This is a genomic window from Turicibacter sp. T129 (assembly GCF_025594975.1).
Taxonomy (GTDB): domain Bacteria; phylum Bacillota_I; class Bacilli_A; order MOL361; family Turicibacteraceae; genus Turicibacter; species Turicibacter bilis.
This window is the reverse complement of the sequence record NZ_JAMQUU010000028.1, coordinates 72,998-99,095: the sequence shown is the minus strand read 5'-3', so window position 1 is coordinate 99,095 and position 26,098 is coordinate 72,998. Positions and strand designations below refer to the sequence as shown.

General features: G+C 33.8%; 20 protein-coding genes, 1 tRNA gene and 2 pseudogenes. 7 read left to right on the top strand and 16 right to left on the bottom strand.

Annotated features, from left to right (window positions below; translation table 11 throughout):
• Positions 1 to 142: 142 nt before the first annotated feature.
• Positions 143 to 229, top strand: a tRNA-Leu gene (locus tag NEH75_RS06150).
• Positions 230 to 1,570: 1,341 nt separating this feature from the next.
• Here NEH75_RS06150 and NEH75_RS06145 read toward each other — a convergent pair.
• The 3 genes and pseudogenes from NEH75_RS06145 to NEH75_RS06135 form a co-directional block, all read right to left on the bottom strand.
• Positions 1,571 to 2,302: a hypothetical protein gene (locus NEH75_RS06145; RefSeq protein ID WP_055304635.1), complete on the bottom strand. Its 732-nt coding sequence runs from the start codon at positions 2,300 to 2,302 to the stop codon at positions 1,571 to 1,573.
• Between the two features lie 89 nt (positions 2,303 to 2,391).
• On the bottom strand, positions 2,392 to 2,886 hold the full coding sequence (locus NEH75_RS06140) for a GNAT family N-acetyltransferase (RefSeq protein ID WP_055304633.1): 495 nt from the start codon (positions 2,884 to 2,886) through the stop codon (positions 2,392 to 2,394).
• 641 nt (positions 2,887 to 3,527) lie between these two features.
• A pseudogene (locus NEH75_RS06135) lies at positions 3,528 to 4,421 on the bottom strand (IS3 family transposase); the annotation flags it as partial.
• 507 nt (positions 4,422 to 4,928) lie between these two features.
• Between NEH75_RS06135 and NEH75_RS06130 the strand changes: the two are divergent.
• The 4 genes from NEH75_RS06130 to NEH75_RS06115 all read left to right on the top strand — a co-directional run bounded on the left by NEH75_RS06130 (position 4,929) and on the right by NEH75_RS06115 (position 8,651).
• Positions 4,929 to 5,240 carry a hypothetical protein gene (locus NEH75_RS06130; RefSeq protein WP_262948646.1) on the top strand — a complete coding sequence of 104 codons (312 nt, stop codon included), beginning with the start codon at positions 4,929 to 4,931 and terminating at the stop codon, positions 5,238 to 5,240.
• The gene (locus tag NEH75_RS06125; protein WP_262948645.1) at positions 5,212 to 7,149 is read left to right on the top strand and encodes an insertion element protein; all 1,938 of its coding nucleotides are present in this window, start codon (positions 5,212 to 5,214) and stop codon (positions 7,147 to 7,149) included. The genes NEH75_RS06130 and NEH75_RS06125 overlap by 29 nt, the downstream gene beginning before the upstream one ends.
• Before the next feature lie 28 nt (positions 7,150 to 7,177).
• Positions 7,178 to 8,053, top strand: coding sequence for a PolC-type DNA polymerase III (locus NEH75_RS06120; protein ID WP_262948644.1), 876 nt, complete (start codon positions 7,178 to 7,180; stop codon positions 8,051 to 8,053).
• Between the two features lie 157 nt (positions 8,054 to 8,210).
• On the top strand, positions 8,211 to 8,651 hold the full coding sequence (locus NEH75_RS06115) for a hypothetical protein (protein ID WP_262948643.1): 441 nt from the start codon (positions 8,211 to 8,213) through the stop codon (positions 8,649 to 8,651).
• A 462-nt stretch (positions 8,652 to 9,113) separates the two neighbouring features.
• On the opposite strand, the gene NEH75_RS06110 is transcribed toward NEH75_RS06115, so the two are convergent.
• From NEH75_RS06110 to NEH75_RS06080, 7 genes and pseudogenes are all read right to left on the bottom strand, one after another.
• A complete protein-coding gene (locus NEH75_RS06110) occupies positions 9,114 to 9,953 on the bottom strand; it encodes a DUF6518 family protein (protein ID WP_262948642.1) in 840 nt (279 codons plus the stop codon).
• Between the two features lie 679 nt (positions 9,954 to 10,632).
• The gene (locus NEH75_RS06105; RefSeq protein ID WP_262948641.1) at positions 10,633 to 10,860 is read right to left on the bottom strand and encodes a hypothetical protein; all 228 of its coding nucleotides are present in this window, start codon (positions 10,858 to 10,860) and stop codon (positions 10,633 to 10,635) included.
• Between the two features lie 383 nt (positions 10,861 to 11,243).
• Positions 11,244 to 11,477, bottom strand: a pseudogene (locus NEH75_RS06100) (transposase); the annotation flags it as partial.
• Positions 11,478 to 11,541: 64 nt separating this feature from the next.
• On the bottom strand, positions 11,542 to 11,949 hold the full coding sequence (locus NEH75_RS06095) for a hypothetical protein (RefSeq protein ID WP_262948640.1): 408 nt from the start codon (positions 11,947 to 11,949) through the stop codon (positions 11,542 to 11,544).
• A gap of 280 nt (positions 11,950 to 12,229) precedes the next feature.
• Positions 12,230 to 12,793: a hypothetical protein gene (locus NEH75_RS06090; protein WP_055241384.1), complete on the bottom strand. Its 564-nt coding sequence runs from the start codon at positions 12,791 to 12,793 to the stop codon at positions 12,230 to 12,232.
• 112 nt (positions 12,794 to 12,905) lie between these two features.
• Entirely contained in the window at positions 12,906 to 14,267 is a 1,362-nt protein-coding gene (dcuC, locus tag NEH75_RS06085; protein ID WP_262948639.1) for a C4-dicarboxylate transporter DcuC, read from the bottom strand.
• 130 nt (positions 14,268 to 14,397) lie between these two features.
• The gene (locus tag NEH75_RS06080) at positions 14,398 to 14,778 is read right to left on the bottom strand and encodes a zinc ribbon domain-containing protein (RefSeq protein ID WP_055241386.1); all 381 of its coding nucleotides are present in this window, start codon (positions 14,776 to 14,778) and stop codon (positions 14,398 to 14,400) included.
• A 154-nt stretch (positions 14,779 to 14,932) separates the two neighbouring features.
• Here NEH75_RS06080 and NEH75_RS06075 point away from each other — a divergent pair, with 154 nt between their 5' ends.
• Positions 14,933 to 17,122: an ATP-dependent helicase gene (locus NEH75_RS06075; RefSeq protein WP_262948638.1), complete on the top strand. Its 2,190-nt coding sequence runs from the start codon at positions 14,933 to 14,935 to the stop codon at positions 17,120 to 17,122.
• A 36-nt stretch (positions 17,123 to 17,158) separates the two neighbouring features.
• Here the strand turns inward: NEH75_RS06075 and NEH75_RS06070 are convergent, their stop codons facing one another.
• From NEH75_RS06070 to NEH75_RS06045, 6 genes are all read right to left on the bottom strand, one after another.
• Positions 17,159 to 17,311 carry a hypothetical protein gene (locus NEH75_RS06070; RefSeq protein WP_172676248.1) on the bottom strand — a complete coding sequence of 51 codons (153 nt, stop codon included), beginning with the start codon at positions 17,309 to 17,311 and terminating at the stop codon, positions 17,159 to 17,161.
• A 664-nt stretch (positions 17,312 to 17,975) separates the two neighbouring features.
• Positions 17,976 to 19,628, bottom strand: a complete 1,653-nt coding sequence (gene hcp, locus NEH75_RS06065; RefSeq protein WP_055304627.1) for a hydroxylamine reductase — start codon at positions 19,626 to 19,628, stop codon at positions 17,976 to 17,978.
• 115 nt (positions 19,629 to 19,743) lie between these two features.
• Positions 19,744 to 20,406 (bottom strand): Crp/Fnr family transcriptional regulator, encoded by a 663-nt coding sequence (locus NEH75_RS06060; protein ID WP_147614341.1) that lies wholly within the window; start codon positions 20,404 to 20,406, stop codon positions 19,744 to 19,746.
• A 6-nt stretch (positions 20,407 to 20,412) separates the two neighbouring features.
• Positions 20,413 to 21,417, bottom strand: coding sequence for a Gfo/Idh/MocA family protein (locus NEH75_RS06055; protein ID WP_055241390.1), 1,005 nt, complete (start codon positions 21,415 to 21,417; stop codon positions 20,413 to 20,415).
• Between the two features lie 202 nt (positions 21,418 to 21,619).
• Positions 21,620 to 22,900, bottom strand: coding sequence for a branched-chain amino acid transport system II carrier protein (brnQ, locus tag NEH75_RS06050; RefSeq protein WP_055304624.1), 1,281 nt, complete (start codon positions 22,898 to 22,900; stop codon positions 21,620 to 21,622).
• 46 nt (positions 22,901 to 22,946) lie between these two features.
• Positions 22,947 to 23,891 carry a TRM11 family SAM-dependent methyltransferase gene (locus NEH75_RS06045; RefSeq protein ID WP_070099766.1) on the bottom strand — a complete coding sequence of 315 codons (945 nt, stop codon included), beginning with the start codon at positions 23,889 to 23,891 and terminating at the stop codon, positions 22,947 to 22,949.
• A gap of 198 nt (positions 23,892 to 24,089) precedes the next feature.
• Between NEH75_RS06045 and NEH75_RS06040 the strand changes: the two genes are divergently transcribed.
• Entirely contained in the window at positions 24,090 to 26,081 is a 1,992-nt protein-coding gene (locus NEH75_RS06040; protein ID WP_262948637.1) for an aryl-sulfate sulfotransferase, read from the top strand.
• Positions 26,082 to 26,098 lie beyond the last annotated feature (17 nt).

Genomic DNA, 26,098 nt, shown 5'->3' with positions numbered 1-26,098 from the left:
GGTGGCTGAATAGTTACTTTTTTTCTAATTAAAATTTACATTAGGAATTCATTCACAATGATATACTACCGTTCACAATTGGAATTTTTTTGAAAAAAACACTTGCAACTGCTATAAGATATGATATAATAAATTTGTAAATGCCAGTGTGGCGGAATTGGTAGACGCAGTGGACTCAAAATCCACCGAAGCTTACTTCATGCCGGTTCGAGTCCGGCCATTGGTACCAAACCGAACAATAAACACCGATTAAGGTGTTTTTTTTATTTTTGATGACATAAACACAGACAACTCTTCTTTATTTTCATATGGTATATTGAGGATACCAAATCACTCATACATCCTAAAAACATTCCTAATTCAGTCTAATATCCAACTTTCCTACAACACTTTAACAAAATCTATTTACTTAATCACTTCCGGTATCCTCAGTCGATTAAGGACAGTAGACACAATCAAACAATTGATTAAATTTTTCTAAACATAAACATTCATACATTACCTATCATTCTCCTATATCCTTACTAAATTTTTATTTAAACTTCTATCTTTTAAACACTTTTAATCCATTGTTATAGCCATTATACTTCATACATTATTTATTTCTTTACCTTTTACTAACAAATAATCCTTTTATCACTTTATAAAACTACCAACATCTCATACACCATCACACTATTTACTCCACCATACTGTCACTTAAGAAGAAGCTATCTCATCGATAGCTTCTTTTTTATGGAAATATTTCGCATAAATACATCTACATGCTACAATTAACACAGTATGGTGTAGGAGGGCTTTCTATGATGTATCTAAAAAATACAGGCTATTACTATTACTTAGCTTCATTTGTTGATTTCATCCAATACTTGAAACACAAGCACAAGCCAATGTAAAACTTAAGGCTCATTTACCTACTTTTAGCGAAGAAATATTTAGTGCGCGTCATATTCAAATTTAAACTTTTGCTCGAGAAGCATGCCCTTATGGTGAGTTATTTAACTATTGAAGCCCCTCAAGTAAGCCCATATCTCTTAGTAAGAAAACAATGTGATTACATGGGGCTGTTCCTGCAACCATTAGAAATGAAACTTATCTCACCTTAGGTTAGAATGACCAATCACCTGACTTTTAGTTAGACTTAATCCAACGAATTCAATGTAAAAAAGCCATCAACCCAAACTTAAATCATTACCTCTATGTCATTAATAAAATATCCTCCCCTGATGCTAATCTTCAATTTTTCCAATTGGCTAACTTATCAAATCTATTTCCATTATTCATTGGAATGCTAATTTTAGCTTTACTAACGGATTCCTTATCCTATCAACCTACTAATGATGAAAAAAACATCATTCTTAGTTAAGATGATGTTTTTTTCATGACTTAATGTTTCATATCTAAAAAAATAATTCACATAAAATTAAATAAGTAATACACATTTCAAAAATAGCTCCAAATACAAAGGCTTCAATTGTCATCCATATCACTCCCATATAAAATACAGTTTCTGACCTTTAGTATTTGATTTTTTTTAACTTTTAATCATGATTTTTAGTTAAATCGCCTATTATTGTGAAATTAGCGTACGATAGACATAATATTTTCCTTCATCAAACCCTATGTATGATTGAACATAACCTAACGTATCATTATGTGAACGGCCTAATATTCGTTGGGTTAAAATCAGATCATGACCTTGAGAGTAATGTTTACTATTGATTGGATTTGAATCACTGACAGGAGCGACAACCCCTAATAATGGATTTTTTAAATTCCCTTGCGTATCGTAAATCGCCTCTAAATAATCTGGACTCCGTCTTGATAAATCTAAAATAGTTGTCTCATTTGTATTCAAATTTTTAATTTCGACTTGATACTTAGGTAAGTAGGTGACTTGAAATTTAAATTTTTCTTCTAATAATTTATTACTAAATCCAAGTTGTACTGCCTTACCTTGATTAAAGAAAATATAATAATCGACTTGACTTCCGGTTCCACCACTAAAAATATAGACCCCCACGTCTAACAAACCATCATGCGTAAAATCTACAAGATCTATCCCGCCCCCCATTCCTTTTGAAGTTGGAATTGGGTAAAACTTTTTTTCTCCAGTTGCTCCATTTTCAACAACCAATGCAATATCGCTATAAATTAAATTATCATCCTCTTTAGTTCCTAATAAATAAATTTGATCGACTTGTTCAGTTCCCGTTAACGGAACCGTTTCATGAGCAAGTTGAATCACCTCTTTTTTCATAAATCGGTAATCAGTTTGATAACCACTAATACCATATTCCATTGTATCGCCTCACTTTAACTGTCTACTTTACTATATGCGTTTAAATGTTAGGCGAAACTCAAAGATAGATTAAATTACAAAATTATCATCTACCCAATGATCTGACTTCGACGCTCAAAAAAGATAACATCTCGAAAAGTACCATCCTCGCTTTCTCCCATTTTCTCACGATAACCAATTTCTCGAAAACCACATCGTTGATGAAGTGCAATACTTGCTTTATTTTCTGGAAAAATTCCAGAAAATAAACTCCAAATCCCCGCTTCTTCTGATTGAGTAATCATTTCATTCATTAAGGTTCTTCCAATCCCTTGTCCTGTATAAGCTCGATCTAAATAAATACTAATCTCGGCAACTCCTCGAAAGCATCGTCTTGAACTCATTAAACTCAAGACGATAAATCCACAGACCTGTCCTTGTTCATCAACTGCTACTAATCGCGGATACTGAAGATGTCCTTGATCAAAACTCTCCCAGGTTGGTACTTCTGTCTCAAATGTACATTGTTTAGAATCAATTCCCTGTTGATAGATGTTGGCAACCTTCTCATAATCAGTTGCATCCATTGAGCGGATACTTATCATATTTACCTCTCCCTCATTTAATTAATATGGATAATTAAACCATAATTTCTTAAAGCTTACAATGGCGAAGAGTTATGAGTCATGTAAAATGACAAAGGGTTCTTTGCGGTCTAAGTGCGAGAATTGAAATCCTTCAGAAAAAGTTAGCACTTTCTCATTGAAGCTCATAAATTCAAGATCAGGATGGGCTAGCGCCCACCTTTCTAATTCATGAAATAATTTCGTTTGCAGTTGATGTATTCGTTGAGATGGAACTTCTAAATATCTGTGTTTAAACTGCTGTATCTTTTGAATTGTCAAAGAATTAGGACTGACAAAAAATGCAAGTAACTCCTTTGAACATCGGCTTAAGGTAGACGATAAGTGCACCTTATCAACTAAACTCAGCTCATTGTAAAACCCTCTTAAATATTCAACATAACGCATTGAAATCACAAAAGAAAAAATACGTTGAAGCTGATCATCATTCAAAGTTGTTTTTGAAGTTGCTTTTGTTGAGAGTTGTTTAAAAAAACATTGAAGCTCTTGTTCTTTGATAAAATTTAACTTTTGCGATACGGAGCTTAGTTGTAAACAAAGCTGTTGTTCATCATAAACATATGGATCTAGGTCAATATTTTGGACACAAAAAAGTTAAGTTTTTAAGCAATTTGTCGTGCAAGTTGCTCACATTCTTCTGGTGTTAAATAATTAATGGAACCATGAATTCTTTTGCGATTATACCAGCCTTCAATATATTGAAATAAGGCCATTCTAGCCTGTTCAAACGTCACATATGTGGTTTGATACACTTCTTCTTTCTTTAAAGTGGCATGGAATGATTCAATACAAGCATTATCGTAAGGGCATCCCTTACGGCTAAAAGATTGAATGACATTAAGTTCTGAGGTTAAGTTTTTAAAATCTTGGCTGGTATACTGTGTCCCTAAATCAGTATGAAGTATAACCTTGCCTTTGGGTCTTTGAGAAACATAAGCATTCTTTAAAGCTTGAACAATAATGTCTGTTGTCATTTGCTTAGAAAAATGATAACCAATAATTTTCTTTGAATGTAAATCCATCACTGAAGCTAAGTAGCACCAACCTTCTTTTTGAACGTAAATATAAGTAATATCGGATACCCATTTTTGATTAATTGAAGTCGTCGAAAAATCCTGTTCTAGAATGTTATCACGTTCTAAAACAAGTTCCTTAGATTGTTTATAGGGGGTATATTTCTTTTGAATAATCGAAGCTAAACCGCCTGATTTCATTAATCGCTGAACACGTTTCAAGCTAACAGAGAATCCTTCTTTACTCAATTGACGGTGTACCTTAATAGCACCATATCGACGGCTACTTTCAAAATAAATCTTCTTAATTCGTTCAAGCAGTTGTTGATTTTCACGTTTCCACTTAGATTCAGTTTGATGCTTCGATTGATAATAAGTACTTCTTGGGACACTTAAGACCTCATAAAGTTGCTTAATATCATGTTCTTGATGATGTTGATCAATAAACTGACATAATTCAGATTGAGTTACTTTCTCGTGAATGGGTCACCTGGCGATTGCTAACGGCAATCTATCCCCAACTGCTAGGGAAAGTCATCGGTTTCCGTTTTGGGAGAGTTTTTACAAAATTGTTCTTAAATTTGCATCTAAAAAAACAGCTATTTTTGTATAGCTGTTTTTTGTTGTATTATCAATGTTTATTAAGATTTTTATATAAAATCACATGAGTTTTTGTAACACTTTTTGCATCTAATAAAATAGCGGTCATAAAATTATGACCGCTTTTCTTATGTCTACAAAAACATTAACAATTTTAATTACAAAAATCTATGTAAAAATCATTGTAATTTTGTTTACAAAAATACGCACATTTATTAATGAAAAAAAAATATAGTTTCGGATAAATCACCTAATAATATCTCATAATAAGAGTGTACAAAAATTCGAAATTTTTCTCTTGTTTTTGTCATTTATTTTTGACAATTTTATTTTACTATACTATCTTTGAAATGTAAAATATTTCTTGGTATAAAAAGGAGAATTTGAAAAATGAAACTATTAAAACCAAAAAGACCTGATACGGTTAGTGAAGAATATGCCATTCTAAAATCAAGTCGTCTTATTCTTGAGTTATATAGTAAGTACACTAATTATCCAGAAGGTGAAGTGCTGGATCATTTTCTTTTAGAGATATTAAAGGAGGATACAGACTTCGTAGAATGGATAAGTGAACAACGCAGTATTAAAAAATTTCTTCAATCTGGATTACTTAAACATTTGACTGTAGAACAACAAAGATTATTCGAAAATCATACAGATGAGGTGTTAGAAGATGAACCATATGAGGAAGCTTGCAACTAAAGAAGATATTCAAGCTTCAGTTGAGCCATTATTTACTCCTGATGAGGTAGCTCAACGCCAAACAGAATATCCAATACTACCTCCTGGGGTATTCGCTAAAAAAGAACGTAAACTATGGGCCAGGCCGGTTACTTTTCAAGTTCGAGATAATCAGTATCAAATTCAATTTAATACTTGTACCAACCCATTTTGTCCTAATTTTGGTTTACAACAAGAAAGGTTTACTGACTTAAAAGGTAAGCCTTCTCGTTATAAAATAGTGAGTACAAAAAATGATTCTTTAATTGATTGTACAGTATATGGTTGTAGCCCTTTTCAACCCTCATTAGGTAACAAATCGACCTTACTTAGCAACTGGGCTATTGCAGAAGAAATCACTCGCTTAGAAGCTATCAATAGTGTCGTTCCTGATGTTTTTGTTATTGATTATCACAAAGAAGAGTGTCCAAATTACTCTCATACCCCGAAAACTCACCCTAAAAGTTTCACTAAGCAAGGACTTAGTAAGGTTGGGGCACAAGTATATAAATGTAAGACTTGTGCAAAGAAAACCAGCGAACAACCTAAACAAAATCGAGCTTTTTCATATGGTCAACAGAAAAATGATGTTTTACTAAGTCTGTTCGAAGATTTGATTAATCGTACTCCTGTGAATGGAACCATTCGTAAAAATGGAATTGGAGCCAGCACGTATTATCATAAGTTAGAATGGCTTTATCGTAAGTGTTTGGAATTTTTAGAGCGCCATGAAACGCAAGTATTAGAGAATAAGGAATTTGATTCATTATATTTAAATACAGATGCCTTTATGTATAACTTAAACTATAAACGCCTTAAAAGTAATGGTACGCGAGGAAATCGAGAGGAAAACAAATTACCAACAACTTATATGTATGCGACAACAGATGTACAAAGTGGTTATGTTTTTCGGACTGATTTTGCTTATGACTATAACGTAAAGTTAGATGAAATTGAACAAGATACAATGACCTATCATTGTGACCATACTTTATATTACATTCGTAAAAATGAACGACTACGCCATGAGTATGCCCCCCAACCACCCATTAAAATGGACACACAAACACAGGAAGAGTATGAATTAGAGCGTTTTTCTTTTGATGATAAGAAGAACTATGTGGATGGATTACATGTAAAGCCTACTTATACCTGTATGGCTCATATGTGGCTATTAAAGAAATCTTTAAAAGCTAAGAAATATTATTTTATAAATGACCAGGATATGACGATTCAAACTTCTATTTTTAGAATCTTTGCTGAGGAATTAAAGACGAAACAGTCCCATGTTATTGGTTGTCAAGTTGATAAAAGTTTAACAAGAAATGATGCCTTTGCAGTTGCGATGAAGCAACGAAGAGAATTTGAAAAATGGGCACAAGATTGGGGTTATGATCATCTAAATACAAATCAGCGAATTTGCGCTCATTTAGAGGAGCAATTAGCTTATCATGACTTCTACGAAGAGAAGGTGATTGATGGTGTATTTTATCCGTATAAAGGAGAAAATCCTATTCAATTCCCTTATCCCGCAATTGATGAAGGATTTCGCTACTTAACCTGTATGACAGATGTTCGTGAGATGGAGTTAGAAGAATTAGCTAAAGTCATGTCCCATGCTAATATGCGTTCTATTGACGATTTCTTTCAAAAAATACATCGGAGTATTTCAGTGTTAGAACGACCTTTAACGACTTCAAGAGGAGATGGAAAGTCATATATTTATGCAAACTTCAATCCTAAATATGCTCATTATGCAGTAACTATTTTGCGAGTATATTATAATTTCTGTCTAACTAATAAGAAGTTTAATGATAAAAAAACACCTGCTCAACGATTAGGGATAACTGATAAGGTGTTTACGATTAAGGACATTGTTTACTTTAAGTAGAATAACAAAGAAAAGGAGGAGAGAATTTTTGAGGAATATAATACCTTCACGCATATTTGAAATCACCAAAGAATGTGAATATCCTTGTGATTATGTGGTTTTAGACTTTGAAACTACGGGGCTTAATCCTAAAGATTGTCACATTATTCAAATGGCAGCTATTCGTTATAGAAATGATTTGAAGGTCAGTAGGTTTGTATCATTTGTCAATACGACAGTGGTTCCGCCAAAGGTAACAGAGTTAACTTCTATTACCATTGAAGATTGTCAATCAGCTCCAATATTAGAGGAGTTATTACCTCAGTTACTTGACTTTATTGGTGAGGATGTGATTGTGGCACATAATGCTTCTTTTGATTTAAGTTTTTTAATAGAGGCTATGCAACGATTAAATTTGTCAGGACGAACATTTATCTACATAGATACGCTTAGATTAGCTCGTCAAAAAATGAAAGAAGTCAGACGGTATAATCTACCGACATTGAAAAAGTATTTAAAACTTGAGTATAACAGTCATTTAGCAGAAGATGATTGTTATGTCTGTCATGAAGTCTATAAGTATTGTCGAGGTAATAAAGATGTATTGCAAACTAATATTTCGGAAAAAGTTAATTTAAGTATTGCATCTAATAATCATCCAGAATCTAAGTCAGTACATGCATTTGATAAAGAATTTATTGTTGCCAAAAAACTTGAAGAGAACGGTGAAATAGATAGTGCGATTGTTATTTATGAGGAATGTCTTCAAAAGAAATGTAATCAAAACATTCCATATGATCGTTTAATTATTCTTTATCGCAAAAAACGACAAAAAGAAAATGAAATTCGAATTTTAAAATTAGCCCTTGAATTATTTAAAGACGACGATAAGTATCTAATTCGCTTAAATAAGATTCTGGACTAAATCAGACTATCAGAGGCTATTGAAATCAAAATTAAGACTGTAAGGAAACAGAATATTGCTATGATATACCATTTATTTTAGAAGGTTTTGTAGACGAATGACTAAATGATCTCTTGTGGTGATATAATTAAGTAAACGATACCAGAGGGGGATTAAAATGATTAAAAAGTTATTATTATCAATGACAATTTTTTTAATCGGAGGGGGATGTGGTTTGTTGTTAGGGATTAAAACAACACCTGATTTAGATAGCACTACAAGTTTAGAATCACTATCTACTTCAGACACGTTATTTGATTTTTGGTTAAAAGAGACGTTAATAGAAGCTGAAATCAATGCAAGTTACGATGAAGAAACAAATTCTGTTTATCTTGGAGAGAAGATCACCGTTTTTTTTGATTTAGAAACTGATAAATTTGCAGGGATTGGCATGGATTTTGGTCCTATTGACGTTCAAAATTTAACTTCAACTCAAAAAGAACAATTAGATTATCATAGAAGTCAATTCGTGTTATCAGAAATTGAAAAACTTTTCGGAACTGATAGTGTGAAATTCCAAAATGTAGCCAAAGTGCTTGAAGATACTCAAGCAAGTTAAGTCATCCTCACTGTAAAATAGTAAATAAAAGAATCAAAAAAAATCCTGATAGCATTAATCAACAGTTTCAGTTTTTTTTGGGGAAAAAACTAAATTACATTAATTTTTGCCCTATAAATTTTAATACTTTTATTAAGGAATATTGGAACAAAAATATCTTTTGATTATCCAAGATATTTTAGAGAAATTTTAACCCCAAAAAGTTAAAATAAAATTTAATGATAATTTAAATTTTGGCTATGTTGGACGATTAGTTGATAAATAAATTAATATTATTTCTCATAATTTATGACCTTTTTTAAATTCGAAGGATGGATGTTTTCTCGATAATATAAGTATTTTTTTTGAAAATTATTTTATTTTTAATCCTAAACAACAATAACTTCAGGGTGTTTTAAGTTTATTTTCAGGAACGAAAAAAAAAGCAAGACTTCGGTCCTGCTTTTTTTGATATATTGGAATTTATTCCATATTCCATGACCCACCTTTACTCTCGTAATAGTCTTGCAATGCATGGACTACGTCTGGAATATTTTTCAAGGAATGAATATCTATTTCCTTATAAACTGTTTCGTCGCCCTCAATTTCTAATATTTTACCATCATCCCTCATTTTAATGTAAAACACCACAGTTTTACCGCCTAATTCGCAAGTGATAGTAGATTCCATTGTAATACTTTGAGAAGTCGTTGGGAACAGTATGAAGCCAATTAACGCAACAACGATTAAGACAAAAACAAATAGCCCTTTCTTATCTGCTTTCTTAAATAGTACCACGAACATAACCAGAAGAAATATAATACCCAAAATGCTGTTTACTAAATTTGTCTGCGAATAGTAGAACTTCATGCAGTTGTTAATCGTATCAACTAACATACCCGCAACAGGAAGTGCATACAACACACTACCCCAAACTACCTTTTTGTTCCAATAGAACAAGACATAAGCTACAAGTCCGCAAAGAACAGATATACCAATCCAGTGGAATAAATGGTCCCATTGGAGAAAATTATCAACTGTTACATTTGGGGTACAAAAATCAATGATACCTTGTAGTAAATAATAACTAATACACATACTCGATAAATATGAGAAGGTATTTATCATTGCATTTTTATTAGAAGAACTAAAGTAAATCACAAATGTTGTTGAGAATATCCAAAAGCCAAAAGAGCTCGCAATAGAACTCCAACCCCATAAATTATCATTAGGATAAAAATTCAATAATTCAGTAATCAGACCAATAATTGCACCAAAACATATTACCTGTATATATGATTTTTTCGCATACTTAGATTTCATGTCTTTCTTCCTTTCAAATCTAATCTATTGAATACCCATTTTTTATACAATACTTATTATAAAGAATAAATCTTAAGAAAAAGGTGCACAATTCCTTAAGATTTCCTTAATTTTACTTTTAATTATAATTTGCTACTCTACACTCTGTCAACTAACTTAGACTTATGCAAACCTCTGATATAGTAAACAGTGATTCACTCACTAATTACAAATAAATTTTACATTTTAAGGATAATATAGTGGAATAATAGTTGTAAAAAATAAATGACAAAAAACAGAAAAAAATTACTGGTGTTTGTATAAAATTAAATTTTCCGATAGATGAATAGTTATTTTTTAAAATAATAATTTCATCCCTAAAAATTACAATCATTTTTGAAGACATTTTTACAATCATAAAAAAGTCGGTAATAAATTTATTACCACAATTTTTAACTACGTAAAAACAGGTGTGAAAAATAACATTTTATTTGATTTAAAATGTCTAAAAACATTGATAATACCACAAAAGCAACCATTTTAAAAATGGCTGCTTTTTTCTTTGCAAAAATTAATGTAATTTGATTTTTTCAACTCAAAAACTGAAACTGTAGAGCATTAATCAGGATTTTTTTATATAACGTCACCAAAATTGAAAAAAGTCTTTATTTTAAACATCAAGATTTATCTAAACACAATGTTATTGTTTAGAGTACACATCAATTAAGTCATTTAAGGTTCCTAATTGTGTAGTCAAATATTGACGTTGGCAGTCCAGTTCTTCTTTGCTAAACTCTTCGCACTCTTGCCAACGCGCCCAATCTTCTAAATTAATTGAAAAATCTTGATAAACTTGTTTGGCAAATTCAAGTTTTGACAAGTTGAACTCGTATGAAGCATATCCTTCTTTTTCCTCAATGATAGACACAACAGAATCCGAAACAATTAAACGCCAATCCCAACCTTCAGCATCAAATTCTAATGTTAAATCAGAAGCTTAAAATAAATATCAACACTTTTTCCATTTTTTATTACCTTAACTGTTTAAGTTCACAGTTATTTGCGAACGATTGTTTGTGATTAATCTGCTACACATTTTAGTGAATTAATTAGTTTAAGATAACACAAAAATACACCTTCATCAAGTTGCATCTTTGTATGTAAAAAGCTCATATTTTTTAACTTCATTTTATCTTAAAAATAATAAGAAAAATAAGACGCATTTATATAGACAAAAGAGAATGTAAAAATTTTATCAATTTCGTAAAAACTCTCCCAAAACGGAAACCGATGAGGGAAAGTGGTCATAGCCTTTTTTAAGATTTCATTTTCCTCTTGTAAACGTAACATCTCTTGTTTCATGCGCTTAATCTCCTCAAGTGTGATATCAGTATCATCTATTGAGGTAATAGGAGAAATTTGTTTAATCCATTTATAGATAGTGACTTCGGATACACCATATTCACGACTAAGTTCTTTGACTGAACGTCCAGTTTTATAAAGTTCAACAATCATTGATTTAAATTCAGCATTATATTTTTTCATACAGACACATCCTTTTATTAAGTCTATTGTAACGACTTAACTTAAGTGTGTCCATAAAACTATACTAGCACCAATAATACCCTTCAACCATTAAATTTATCTCATAAAGCTTAAGTAATTCTTTTAAAAGTGAAACCTTTGACTCTAAAACAGGAATCGGATTTTTAATTGTTTTCTCGATAGATGAGGTTGGAGATAGGAACTTTAAACACCAATCTTCTACCTTTCCACTCAATATTCCCTGACCTTTCAATTTTTGAATTAAATAGATGCCTTGTTCATTAAACAATAAATGATCCATCCTGATCCCTAAACAACTTAGACGGGTAACTTTATATAAACTTGCTGGTAATAACGTATAAAATAGATACTGCTTCTGAATAGGTTTTATCACCTTCCCCATTGAAGATGATTTCAAATGCCTATTATAAAAAGAAGTGGTCATGACCACTAAAAGGAGAAATAACCCCATCACAAATACACCTTCCCTGCACCAGACAAAGCTATAATTAGGAACAGCGTCCTGTTTATCAAGGAAAAGAGATAACCAAGTGGTGATCTCTCTTAATAACGAGACGGAATTATCCGATAATCAATATAGATGTTTAACATTAAAGAGAAGATGACTTTCATGATAGTGCCCCCTAAATAATGATTCTATTACTATTCCCATTAAATGTATTTACTATTCATATCTTTTTTCCTATTAAAAAAAGAGTTAGTAGAACCACTTTTCTACTAACTCTTTCACGTTATTGACCTTTGACCATTCGTTCAAATGTTGTTTGATCACTATAGTCAATGTCATCAATTTCCCACTCATATAAAAAGGCCAACAGCGAATAATCTGTTTCTTTAATCATATTAAAACGAATATATTGTTGATCCATCGTTTTAATAATAATGGATGCTTTATTAAAGGTTTGTTCACCAATAGCTAATTTAATTTTCATACGATGATATTGATTCGTTTTAGCACAACAGTCTTCATAATAGAAAAATTTATAATTAGAGCTTTCTATAAAACGTTCAGATAAATATAACTTATTACGCGCATCATACTCCTCATCTTCACCTTGATCAATAGGATGACGCATAATAAGATTGACATGATAAGCGACAATCTCAAGTGGTGTCGGATGACAAAATGTTACATAATTTAGCAACGATAATACTAACGCCATCGCAACTAGAACCATCCAATAACACCAAACTTGATTAAATAGGATAGGCCCAACCATCACATAACGCAATAAGAACGCTAAAGCAACTAATAAATTATAAACAAATAAAAAGGTTCGATTGACTCTAAGCATCGGATTCCCCCCTCTATCTTGTACAGCCTTCATTCGTTTCTTTACTGCATTATATGAAAACGGGTGAAATATGTAACTGATTGTCCTTAATTACTAAGCATTTCACGGTGTACTAAAATAAGAGATACGGTAGGATAATTGATAATAGCATTCCAATAAGTACAGGTACAATAGTACGTTTAATTAATCCAACAGGCGAGACATTCATCATGGATGAAATAATAATAACAGTTGGCGATACAGGTGAAATACTTTTTACTAAATGAGAGACAAACTGCATCGGAATAGCAAGTAACATCGCATTCATCCCAGCAGACGCTGCAAAGCTCGGCATTAATTCTACGCATGCATAAAAGAGGGCCAATCCACTTCCGCTTAATAATCCGACACAAAGAGCCAATCCACAGAAGAATAACGTTAAAATTAATCCTGCTCCACTCAGCTGATTAATACTATTAGTTAACAAATCAATAACACCAATAATTTTTAATCCTTCCACAAACGTTAATGCTGCTACGACTTGAATCACAACTGTCGTTAACCCTACTCCCATTCCATCAAAGAAAACTTGAATCGATTGAACTCCTTTTTGCACTGATTTCAACCGAACCATCTCACAGAAGATACTAAAGAGGAACGAACAGAGCGTAACTTCAACCATCCCGACATTATCTTTCTTTAAAAAGACATTAAAAATAACCATTAATAATAGAGGTAACATGGGTAAGATTGAATATAGACGTGGAGTATTGAACGTGCTTCTTTCCTCTTGATTCACTAACATCTCCTGATTAATTGCTAACGCTATCTCTTTTTTATCCATATAACGTTGCCAGACATAATGAACAATCGCTAAAACTAAAATAATTGGAATAGAGGCTTTCGCATGATAATTAAAAACATAATCTGTCACTGTCATGTCTAAAGCTTGAGAAGCTAATAAATTATCGGCTCCTAATGGGGTGGGAGCAATCGTTGCTGACATCGCAATCACAGCTGCTACCCCAAGTGGCGAAATCCCAGCTGAGACTAAAATTGGATAAGCCGTGGCCATTAATAAAACAGATAAACTTGAGGCACTTGGAATAATTAATCCGAGTACATTTCCGATCAGATAAAATAACGGTAATAATAACGCCTTATATTTTAAATGTAATAAGGGGCGACTCAACATCCGAACCGTCATTTGATTCGCTCCAATTTGTTTCATAAACGCTGTATATCCAAACAGAAGCATCAAAATAAAACTGGCTCCTGTTAACTGTTTCGTAAATAATGTCCCAATGACTTTAAAGATATCAAAAAAAGCAATGCCACTACTACTTTCCTCAGGTAAAAGAGGTACTTTAAGTAAAATAGCACTTCCCATCAAGGCAATCCCGCTTCCAAACATCACCCATTTAATATCGAAATTCTTTTTAATGAAGTACCCTGCGACGATTAATATAATCAACGTGATACTAATAATCACCATCTAATCTCCTCCTCTGATTATTTTTTCTCCATAAGCACCCATCATTATACTTGATTTCGACAAATTGTTCCACCTCTATCCATCTAAAAAACCCTTCTTAAGATTTATTTCTCTTTAGAAGGGCTTTTATTTATAAATGCCAATCAATTTGATCTGATTGAGGCGCACGACACTGAGGGCAATATTTTGCATTTTCATCCAATTCCGCCCCACAATTTTCACACGCTCGAATTTGTTTGACTTGATTGATTTGCATTTGTATTTTTCTAATTTTTGACTTTTGAAGAGAGACTTGATGAAAGAGTTCTTGAACAGTATCTGAATGTGTGATATCACTCACCTTATTTACATATATATACTCTCCAAGTTGCTCAAACAACTCATTTAACTCTAACTTTGCCGCATTCAACGACATCGTTAGCTTCCCAATTTCCAACCACTTATTTGTATGCTTAATTCCTGTTTCTGCTGTTTTACTAACTGTTTTCTGAAAATCATTCCAAAAAGCCATATCCTCACCTTCTTTCCTACTTTATCATATTATAAGAACAATTCACTGGGACCTCTTTTTGAGTGATTAAATTTCTTTACGCCGTGATTAGTCAAATCTTGAAACTTCTTGTATAATGAAAGAAGTTTAACACTTTTAAAAGGAGGCGCGTCTTATGGCCGATGAACTTACATCTTATTTATACGATCATTTTAAAATGACCTTAACCCCCTCTCAAAAAGACGCCGTGGAAGCTTTACATGGTCCAATCTGTGTGATTAGTTGTCCAGGTAGCGGAAAAACGACTGTCACAGTGATTCGCTTAGCAAATCTAATGGTTAAAGGAGGCGTTTCCCCTCAACAAATTTTGGCTCTAACCTTTTCAAAAGCCTCTGCGAAAGACATGAATGACCGATTTAAATCTCTATTTCCATCATTAGCAAATCACGTCAAATTCGCAACCATTCATAGTTTTGCTTTTCATATCATCCGACATTTTGAACAGATTAGTGGGACACGATATGAATTTATTGATACCCCTAATCAAATGACACATAGTAAACGACAACTGCTTGCTTCTATTTATCTTGAGAAATCCGAGCGCTATTTAAGTGATGACGAGTATGAGACGATAACAGGGCAAATTAGTTTATTAAAAAACTTAATGATTGAGCCCCATCAGACAAAGGAGATTAAAAAGTACGTCGAAAATGAAGTGGAGTTATTTATTCAAGTTTATAAAGCTTATGAACAAAAAAAAGAAGCTAACTTTTTCCTTGATTATGACGATTTATTGACAACCGCTTATCAAATTTTAATTCATCAGGATGAGCTTCGTACCTTTTATCAACAACGCTATACCCACATTCAAATTGATGAAGCACAAGATACATCTAAAATTCAATACGAACTCATTAAATTAGTGGCGACTCCTAGAAACAACCTCTTTTTAGTCGGCGATGATGATCAAAGTATTTATGCCTTCCGTGGGGCTTACCCTAAGCAATTACTTGACTTTAAACAAACCTTCAAAGACGCACAAATTATTTATTTAACGGAAAATTTTCGTTCAAGCCAAAATATTGTTGAGATGTCATCAACCTTTATTAGTCACAATCATGATCGTTATCCAAAAGAAATTAAAACTCCCAATCCCCCTTCTTCTGTGCCGGTTCTTCATCATTTTCAAACTGAAAAAGAACAGTTTACATATTTAATTGAACAATTAAAAGCAATCGATGATTTAAATGAGGTCGCCATTTTATATCGTCAAAATGTTTCAGCGATTTCGTTGATTGAAATGCTTGAGCGTCACCAACTTCCATTTAAACTCCAAGAGGGGAAACTTACCTTCTTTACTCATCCGATTGTCAAAGATGTCGTCGCTTTCTTTCATCTCACACTAAATCCAAGAGATGCTGAAGCCTTTAAACGTATCGCTAAAATTCTATATTTGTCTGCTTCTGTCATTCAACAAACCTTAGCTCAAAGCGAAAGTCCTTATTTAGATTATTTGACACGTCAGGTCGCTTTCAAAACCGCCTTTCAGCGTGATAAAATCAGACAATTCAAATTAAATCTTCCAAAACTTAAAGACCTTCCTCCTAAACGAGGCATTCACTTTATCTTAGATACGCTCGATTATGAAAGCTATTTAACGAAACGAGGATTTATTAAAGACGAGAAAGAACGAGTTTATACCCAAGGTCTTGCCGTCATTGAAACATTAAAAAGTATTGCCTCAGAAACTGGTGACCTTCATGAGTTTTTAAATCGCTTGTCCCATCTGTATCAGCTGAGTCATCAAAGTTCTCAGCAAATGATGCCTGCTATTAACCTATTAACCTTTCATGCATCTAAAGGTTTAGAATTTAATACCGTCTTCTTAGTCGATTGTATGGATGGAATTACCCCCTCATCAAGTGCCTTGAATCAGCATCTCTTACACGAGGAAGAAGAATTTGAAGAAGAACGCCGTCTCTTTTATGTCGCCATGACACGTGCTCGCCATCAGCTTCAAATTCTGAGCGTTGCCAATAAGCACAACATGCTTTTTAACCGTTCCGTTTTTGTAAAAGATGTTCATCAAATTCTTTATCCAAAGTCAGCAACTGAATCATTACCACAGCCTAAACGAACGGCTAGTGGACGCTCGATTTCAGAACTGAAATCCATGAACCTAACCACCTCTGTTGATTTAAAAGCTTATCAAATTGGAGTCTTGATTCATCATCAACGATTCGGTGATGGAACCATTATTGATTTAGAAGGAGAAATCGCAACCATTCAATTTGAGCACGAACAAAAGCGAATCAGTTTAAGAATCACAGTTGAAAACGGGAATGTCACGTTAAAATCATCATAAAAAAATGTCTATCCGATTATCGGATAGACATTTTTTTTAAACACGTCCAGCTTTAACATGCCCATGTTTTGCTTTTCCTTGAATCTCAGGAACAGGGGGCATATCATTTTTAGGATGTTTATTTTTTTTGTTGCTCTCTGTTCCATGTGGCTCACTTGGATCAGGACGTCGCATTCCTTTTTTAGCCATAATTATCACCTTTCTTTCGACAATATTATGAGCATTTCGCTATCTATCATACGTTATTTTAAACAGTGAAGTTTTACCTTTTATTTTTGTTTGCAATCCTGTTATATGTTATATATTTATATAAGGCTAAAAGGTTTTAACATAATTTCAACGGGAATCTTAACATAGAAAATAGTTTAATATCAGTTATTTTTAGATTTTTTGTTATAGATTACATATAGAAAAAATATGAATTATATTTCGCCATATATATTTACACTTTTTTCCGGTTTTTAAATTCTATTTAAATTATGATAAACATAGCAAAAAGAATGGGGAAATCTTAACGATTCATTCAATACTTTTGGAAGTTCAAATCATAAAAAGAGTCATTTTTTCACCAACGAAGTATATTCAAGGACCAAATAAATTAGTCTATTTAGTAACGATCTATCTGTCCACTACATCGAAGATGCTCAATTTCATTATTATTTATTTTTAAATAGTAATCTCCGCGGTAGTTACCGAGACAAGTTGCTACTAAAAACGATACTATTCATCACATGCATTTGATATGACACTATACGATGTTTATTATTATGTGATTCTTCTGCCGATTAATTAAGACAAGAAACTTAATATAAAAAAACTGAAGGGAGACTTATAACTCCCTTCAGTTTTTTAATTATTCATTGATTAATAAAAACTTTTTTAAATCTTCATCAACACTTGAGATACCACCAATTTCGAATGTTTCAACTAAGAAGTTGACGATATTTGGTGATAAGAATGCAGGTAATGTTGGCCCTAAGTGAATTTTTTTCACACCAAGTGATAATAACGCTAATAAGACAATAACTGCCTTTTGTTCATACCAAGCGATATTATAAACAATCGGTAAATCATTAATATCTTCAAGTCCAAACGCTTCTTTTAATTTTAAGGCGATGACAGCTAATGAGTATGAATCATTACATTGCCCTGCATCTAACACACGTGGAATTCCATTGATATCTCCTAATTCTAATTTATTATAACGATATTTGGCACATCCAGCCGTTAAAATCACAGAATCATTCGGTAATGCTTGGGCAAAATCTGTATAATATTGACGTTCTTTATGACGTCCATCACATCCGGCCATTACGACAAAGTGTTTAATCGCCCCACCTTTTACTGCTTCAATAATTGAATCTGCTAAACTTAAGACTTGATGATGAGCAAATCCACCCACTAATTGTCCGGCTTCAATCGCTGTTGGCGCTACACATTGTTTAGCTTGCTCAATCACAGCTGAGAAATCTTTTGTTCCATCTTCTAACACAGGAATTACTTTAAATCCTGGATATCCTGTATTTCCTGTTGTATACACACGATCCATATAAGTTGAATTAGAACGTGGTGGCACTAAACAGTTCGTTGTAAACACAATTGGTCCATTAAATGTTTCAAATTCTTTTGTTTGTAAATGCCAAGCATTCCCATAGTTTCCTTTTAAATGCTCATACTTTTTAAGTTCAGGATAATAATGAGCTGGTAACATTTCACTATGTGTATAAATATCGATCCCCTGATCTTTTGTTTGCTCAAGTAATTGTTTTAAATCGTGTAAATCATGTCCTGTGATTAAAATTCCTGGACGTGTCCCTACTCCAATCTCGACAGTTGAAATTTCTGGATTTCCAAATGTCGTTGTATTAGCTTCGTCTAATAACGCCATCGCCTGAACTCCAACTTCACCAAGTGCTAATGTCATTGGAACATATTGCTCAAGTGTTAATTCATCATTTACTAATGAAGCCATAAATTCATGCGCTGCACTAAATAAAGCTTCATTTTTATAGTTTAATTTTTCAGCATGTGATAAGTAAGCAGCTAATCCCTTTAATCCGAATAACATTAACTCACGAATCGAACGAATATCTTCATCTGCTGTTTGATGAATTGCTAAATGAAGTGCTTTGTGAATCATTTCTTCTTTTGTTTTGACGTCTAGTTCATAAATAGCTGCTGATGGTAAGACGATTCCTTTTTCTTGAAGTAATGCTTTATATTGTTCACGATAATTGATACTTGCTTGAATACGTGAGACAAATTCTTCTTCATCAAAGTTTGCATTTGTAATCGTTGCAAATAATCCTTCAATCACAAATAAATCAATTTCTTCAGTATTAATTTCTAATTTTTTGGCTTCCACCGCAAGTGATGATAATCCAATTAACGAGTAAATAAATGTATCCATTAAGGCACTTAATTCTGGTGATTTTCCACAAACACCAAAGACCGTACATCCGATCCCTTTTGCCGCTTCTTGACATTGATTACAATTCATTTCCATAACTCTCACCTCTTAATCTAAATGACTGCTTCATTATAACGTCAGCTTTTTTAAAAAGATGTGAGGTACATCACATTCAGGGAAAAAATAAAAAAAAGTAGCTCGACTTTTCGAACTACTCTTCACCACTTAACCATTGACGATTGATTTTAAAGGTTTTCCCCTTGACTTCACACAATCCCTCTTCTTTTAGTTCCCCTAACAGGCGACTAAATGTTTCTCTGCGAATACTGAGTAAATCAGCAATCTCTTGTTTAGTTACAGGAATTTTTACAAAGACATCGTCTGAAGAAGACATATGGGCAGTAGTAAAGCGTTGTAACCATTTTCTAAATCGCTCTTTCGCATCAATGAATACTTGGTCCGTTAATAATTGTTGAACACCTTCTAATCGACGATTGAGTTGTTTAAACCATTCTCGCGTTGCTACTTCAGTCGATAAAATTCCCGCTTCTAACGCCTCACGTGGAACTTTAACCACAATCGTTTCTTCAACAGCCATGGCTGTAGCAGGATAACGGTGAGGAGGATTAAATAACGTACTTAAGGCAACAAACTGCCCACCTTGATATAAAGAAAAGATTTTTTCTTGTCCCATCGATGACGTCTTTAATATTTTTAATGTTCCTTCACGAACAAAATAAATCGAATGCGCGATATCTTCTTGTCGAAATAAAGTTTCACCCTTTTTTAAAGTTATCTCTTGGGATACTCGCTCTAACTGTTCTAAATTCGTTGGATGAATATAGGCGAGTAAAGAATGTTGCTTCAGTTTCATCACCTCTTAATCAATTTCCTTTAAATCAGCTGGATAGACGAGCCCAATTTGAGAGCGAACTTCATCTAATACTCGCATGACTTCATACGAAAATTTAAATGAATTCACTGCTGATTCATGTTTTTGATTTAAAATGAGCTGAATAAATTCTTCGGCTTCATAAACCATATTCTGCTCCACTTGCGGTAATGTTATTTCCTCCACCTCACCATTTCGATAATGAATCGTGACCTGATCCATTTGATTAATTCGATCAATGATGATACTTCCCTCTTCACCTTGGATTTCGGCTGGAAGAGATGAGTTTGAAATTTTGGAGTACATAACGGTTCCTTGCATTTGTGGATATTCAAAAATCACTGACCCTTCTCCATCAACACCAGATTCTAACAGATAAGCACTTGCCTTAATGGCTAAAGGAGCTCCAAATAACGCAATCATAGGGGCAATAGTATACACACCGATATCGACTAATGCACCATTCGATAACTCAGGATTGAAGGCATTTAAAACCGTTCCAGCGCGATAGGCATCATAGCGTGATGAATACTGACAAAAGCTTGCAAAGTAACGGCGCACGGTTCCAATCTTAGACAACTGTTCTTGAATCACTTTAAAGTTTGGCAATAACGTCGTCTTCATCGCTTCCATCAACAAAACATGATTTGCTTTTGCAGCTGCAATCATAGCTTCAACCTCTTTCAAGTTTGATGCTAATGGCTTTTCACACAATACATGCTTTTGATAATTTAAACACATGATTGCTTGCTTCGCATGTAAGGCATTAGGAGACGCAATATACATCGCATCGACTACATCACTCGTTAAAAGCTCTTCAAGATCTGTGAATATATGTTTCACCCCATATTTGGCAGCGAACGCTTGACCACGTGCTTCTGTACGTGAATAAACGGCACTTAATTCAAAAGCTTCACAATGAGATGCTGCTTGAATAAATTGATCGGTAATAATGTTAGTTCCAATAATTCCAAATCTAACTTTTTGTTTCATACTTATTTCCTCCACCTCTTCTTCATCTCTATCTATAACCTATATTGATTACATCAGACTTAAAATCATAAAACCTCCTAATAAAGACTGACTATAGAGGCAGTAAATTTTTTTATGATGTACAAAAATCACGGCTTCTTACTTATTTAGCATAAAAAATAAAAGTCCCTCTGTCAAGTTGTTTGACAGGAGGGACTTTAAACTATTTCGTTGATTTCGTTAAAACAGTTGCCAGAATAAACGTGAAAATAGCTGGAATCATCCATCCAAGTCCTGCGGCATGAAGTGGTAAATATGTCATTAAGGCTGTTAGGCTTGAGATATTCATCATTGGTACTAGCGTTGTTAAAAGACTAACCACTAATGTGACATAAACCGTCCACGCGACCACTCGATCCGATTTCACCAAGCGTCCCATTAAAGTTAAGACGATTAAGACGATTACCAGTGGATAAATCACATCTAATGCCGGCCCAGCTAATGCTACAATAGAATCGACATCATTGGTTGCCATTAACACACTGATAACCGTTAAAATAATAGCATTGGCTACATAAGGAACACTCCCCTTAAAGAGCTTAGTAAAGAACTCTGCACTAGCACTTAATAAGGCAACTGCTGTCGTCAAACAAGCGAGTATGGCTGAAATACTTAAGAAGATAGTTCCGAATGATCCAAATACTTCCTTCACAATATACATGACTAATTGAGTGCGCGTAAATGATACATGCTCAAGACCTGAAGTTTGGGCACCTAAATACATTAAACCACCATAGATGATGGCTAATCCTAAAACGGCAATCATTCCCGCCATCATAATCACTTTCGAGATATCCTTATGATCCTTATATCCTTTTGATCGTACTGAGGCTAAGACAATCGATCCAAAAATCATAGCTGCAATCGCATCCATCGTTTGATAGCCTTCTTTAAACGATGAAACAAACGTCCCTTCTACCCCAAGCGGAGCAATGTCACCAATTGGCATAAAGATTCCTTTTACGACAATCGAAATTAACACGATTAATAAAACAGGGGTTAAAAATTTTCCAATTGCATCAACAATTGAGGTTGGTTTTAAAACAAAGAATAAGCAAACAGCAAAAAACACAACTGTTGTGATCAATGAATTAGCCGATGGGAATAACGTTACAATTCCTAATTCATACGTTGTTGAAGCCGTACGTGGAATAGCAATCACTGGACCAAGCGCTAAAATTAAGATGGCCGTTGACACCATCGCAAATCGTGGTCCAACACGAGAAGCTATTTTTTCAAACGATCCTTCCGCACGTGAACAGGCTAAAATCCCCAAAAGAGGAAGGCCCACTCCTGTTAATAAAAATCCAAATAAGGCTGGGACGAATTGATCCCCTACCGAATTTCCTAAAAACGGTGGGAAAATTAAATTTCCTGCACCAAAAAACATGGCGAATAATGCAAACCCAATGACTATTGAGTCTTTAAATAACTTACTTGTCATACTTTCCTCCTAGTTACTAATCTACGTTGTTCTGATCCATTTTTATTTAACAACACATCGTGATATAACGAACAAATTTCCCCTTCACAGCTTCGCATTGCTCCACAATTTCAAACCCTGCTTCTTTTAATTGTTCATCCATCTTTACTTGAGTCACAATAATTAATTGATCGGCAATGCGACGCGCCTCATTCATAATCATTTGTTGGATTTCCGGTGCAATGGGATTAAAATGTCCATATGGCAAATCAACGATTGCTAAATCATAATGTTCTTGAATCTCTTGAATATCTCCGATTTGAATCACATTTTCATAACCATAATGTTTTAAGTTCTCTTCCGCTTTCCATGCGACTTTAGGATTTAATTCATTCCCTACAATGTTTCCACCAACGGTTAACACTTCAAGTACGACAGTTCCTGCACCACAGCATGGATCAATAATTCGTTTCGTCAAATCACACCCTACTGCTAGATTGGCCACAGCACGTGAAACACGGACACTTAATGAAAATGAATAAGAATGCGGTTTATTTTCATGAGTAACCCATTCATTGGAATTAGGCTCTAACGTTCCAAAGAACCATTCCCCATTTAATTCCGTCAATCCAAGAAGTTGTTTAGGTTGATACATGTCCGCTTCTCCACCAATTAAAAAGCCAACACGTTTTAAACGTTCTAAACGTTCTTTATACTCTACCGTTTGCCCTTTAAATCGTAAGAATAGACACTTAAACGTTTCATAACTTAATGGATTCGCCTTTACTTGCTCATAAAGACCCTCATACGTTTCATGACGATATAAAATCGTTAAACGTTCTTTAATAAAGACACTACGAGAAGGATCAATATCAATTGGAGAAAAGAGATACTTATCCGTTAACTCTTGTCCAAATAAAACTTTCATTTCAAGCTTACATAACGATTCTTCACCTTCTGCATAATTAATTACATATAAATAACCTTGAATCGGTACTTCGTTTATCACCATTTAGTCGTCCTCTTCTTTTTAATCTCGTTGCATAAATGCTATTTTTCATTATAAAATACTCCCTTTGTAAATTGCAACAAAAAAAAACACGAAACGACATTCCCTTTTTCCGTTCCTAATCTCAAAAGGATTATCCCTTTTATATCATATCCTTTTATAGTAAAATAAAACGAAGTATTTGTTTAAGGAGGACTTTTTATGATCCCACGATTATTTCAAATAAGTTTTTTATTCTTATTCACCTTACTGACTGGTTGTGAAGCTACATCTATCACTATTGAGTCAACGTCACCCCCTCTAGAAGTCCAACATCAACTCGAACAAGATTGGTTAATTGAATTTGATGCGGGCAATTATACCATTGAAAATCCTTATCTGTTAAAGGATCCTTATCAAAATTCGCCCCTTTCTTATTTACTAATGTTTAAGACAGAAGAAGAGGCCATCGTCAGCTATGAAGTGGTCGGTCACACCCCACAACTATCATTTACTTACACCTCCCCCACTCCAACAAAAGAGCACTTTCTTATTTTAACGGGACTCTATGCAAATGAAATGAATACGATTCACTTACAGGCCACCTTAGAAACGGGAGAAGTACTAATGCATACGCTTCACCTTAAAACCGATCCTTTACCAAGTCAGGCCATCCATCCAAAGGTGACCCAGTTTAAAACGAATTCAGAGCAAACGAAACTTTATTTAGTATCGGATGATCACTATCACTATCTCATCGATGAAGCGGGAGACATTCGTTGGATTCAAAAGGCTTCATCCGGTTCCGTTACACCTCTAAAGGATGGTACGTTATTAACCTATGATGTCCCTGCTTTTTACTACTATCATCAGGCATTAATTGAGCGTAATTATTTAGGTCAGATTTTAAAACAAATGTATATTCCTGGCGCTGGTCATCATTCATTAGTTGAAACAGATGGTGGTGATTATTTAATCAATTCATCTGATAAATCAAATAACCGCTACATCGAAGATATCATCTATCTGCTCGACTCCAATACTGGAGATGTGTTAGAGACTATTAATTTGCGAGATTATCTCGATGTTTCCCGCTTTGAACAAACACTACCACAAGCCATTAAAGGGGATTACAATGATTGGTTCCATCTCAATTATGCCATGATAGATTCAAGTGACCAGTCGGTCATTGCTTCAGGGCGTTCACAAAGTATGGTCGTGAAAATCAATCCTGAGAAAAAAGAGATTAAATGGATTTTAGGAGCACCTGATGAGGTCAATGAAAGCTTACAACCTTATTTATTAACACCTGTGAATGAACCATTTTCTTGGCCATTTGCCCAACATTCTGCCAAAGTCTTACCCGACCTTGATCAAAATCCAGAAACAACGGATTTGATCCTTTTTGACAATCATGTCGATATCGGTGTTTTTCCTAGAAAATTGTATCCAGATTTAAATCAATATAGTCGTGCCGTCCACTATCGAATTCATGAATCTGATTTGACCATTGAACAACTTTGGTCATTTGGAGAAGAGTTGAACCCGCCTCTCTTTTCAAGCATTATTAGTGAAGTCGATTACTTGCCAATGAATGAGTCGATGCTTGTTTTATTTGGATTCATTCAACAAGGAAATCAAACAGGGGGGAAACTCTTTGAGGTCGATGCCCATGATGCGTCATCGATTGTATTTGAAATGGAACTTTTAGCTGAAGGTATTAATCATATCTATACGAGTGAAGCCTTAGACATGAGTGATTTAAATTTAACAATCGAATTTACTCCAATCTCAAGTTTGAGTAAAGTTAATTTAAACGTTCAAAAAGAAACGCCGCTTTTACCTGAGTCATTCACTAAAAAAAGATTGGATTCATCACTTATTCAAACAATGACCTTAACTGATTCGGTATTATTTTTGGATACCTATCTCATGAAAGAGCAAATCACAGATGAATTAACACTGGTCCTAACCAATGTGAATGAAGAGCGCTATACTTATAGTATTTCTCCCACAGATTGCTTCTTGGTAACGATGGATGATTCCATTCCTCGCCTTCCTTCCGCTTATAAACGAGCACTGAAAAAAGAGAACCTTTATCGGGTGATCGATCGAACGGATTTAAGTCTATTACCTTCAGATGTTTATACCGTCTCTTTTTTCACGAATCAAACCCTTTACGAAACCTCTTATAAACTACATCTTCAACATTAAAAAAGTGGTGCTACTGA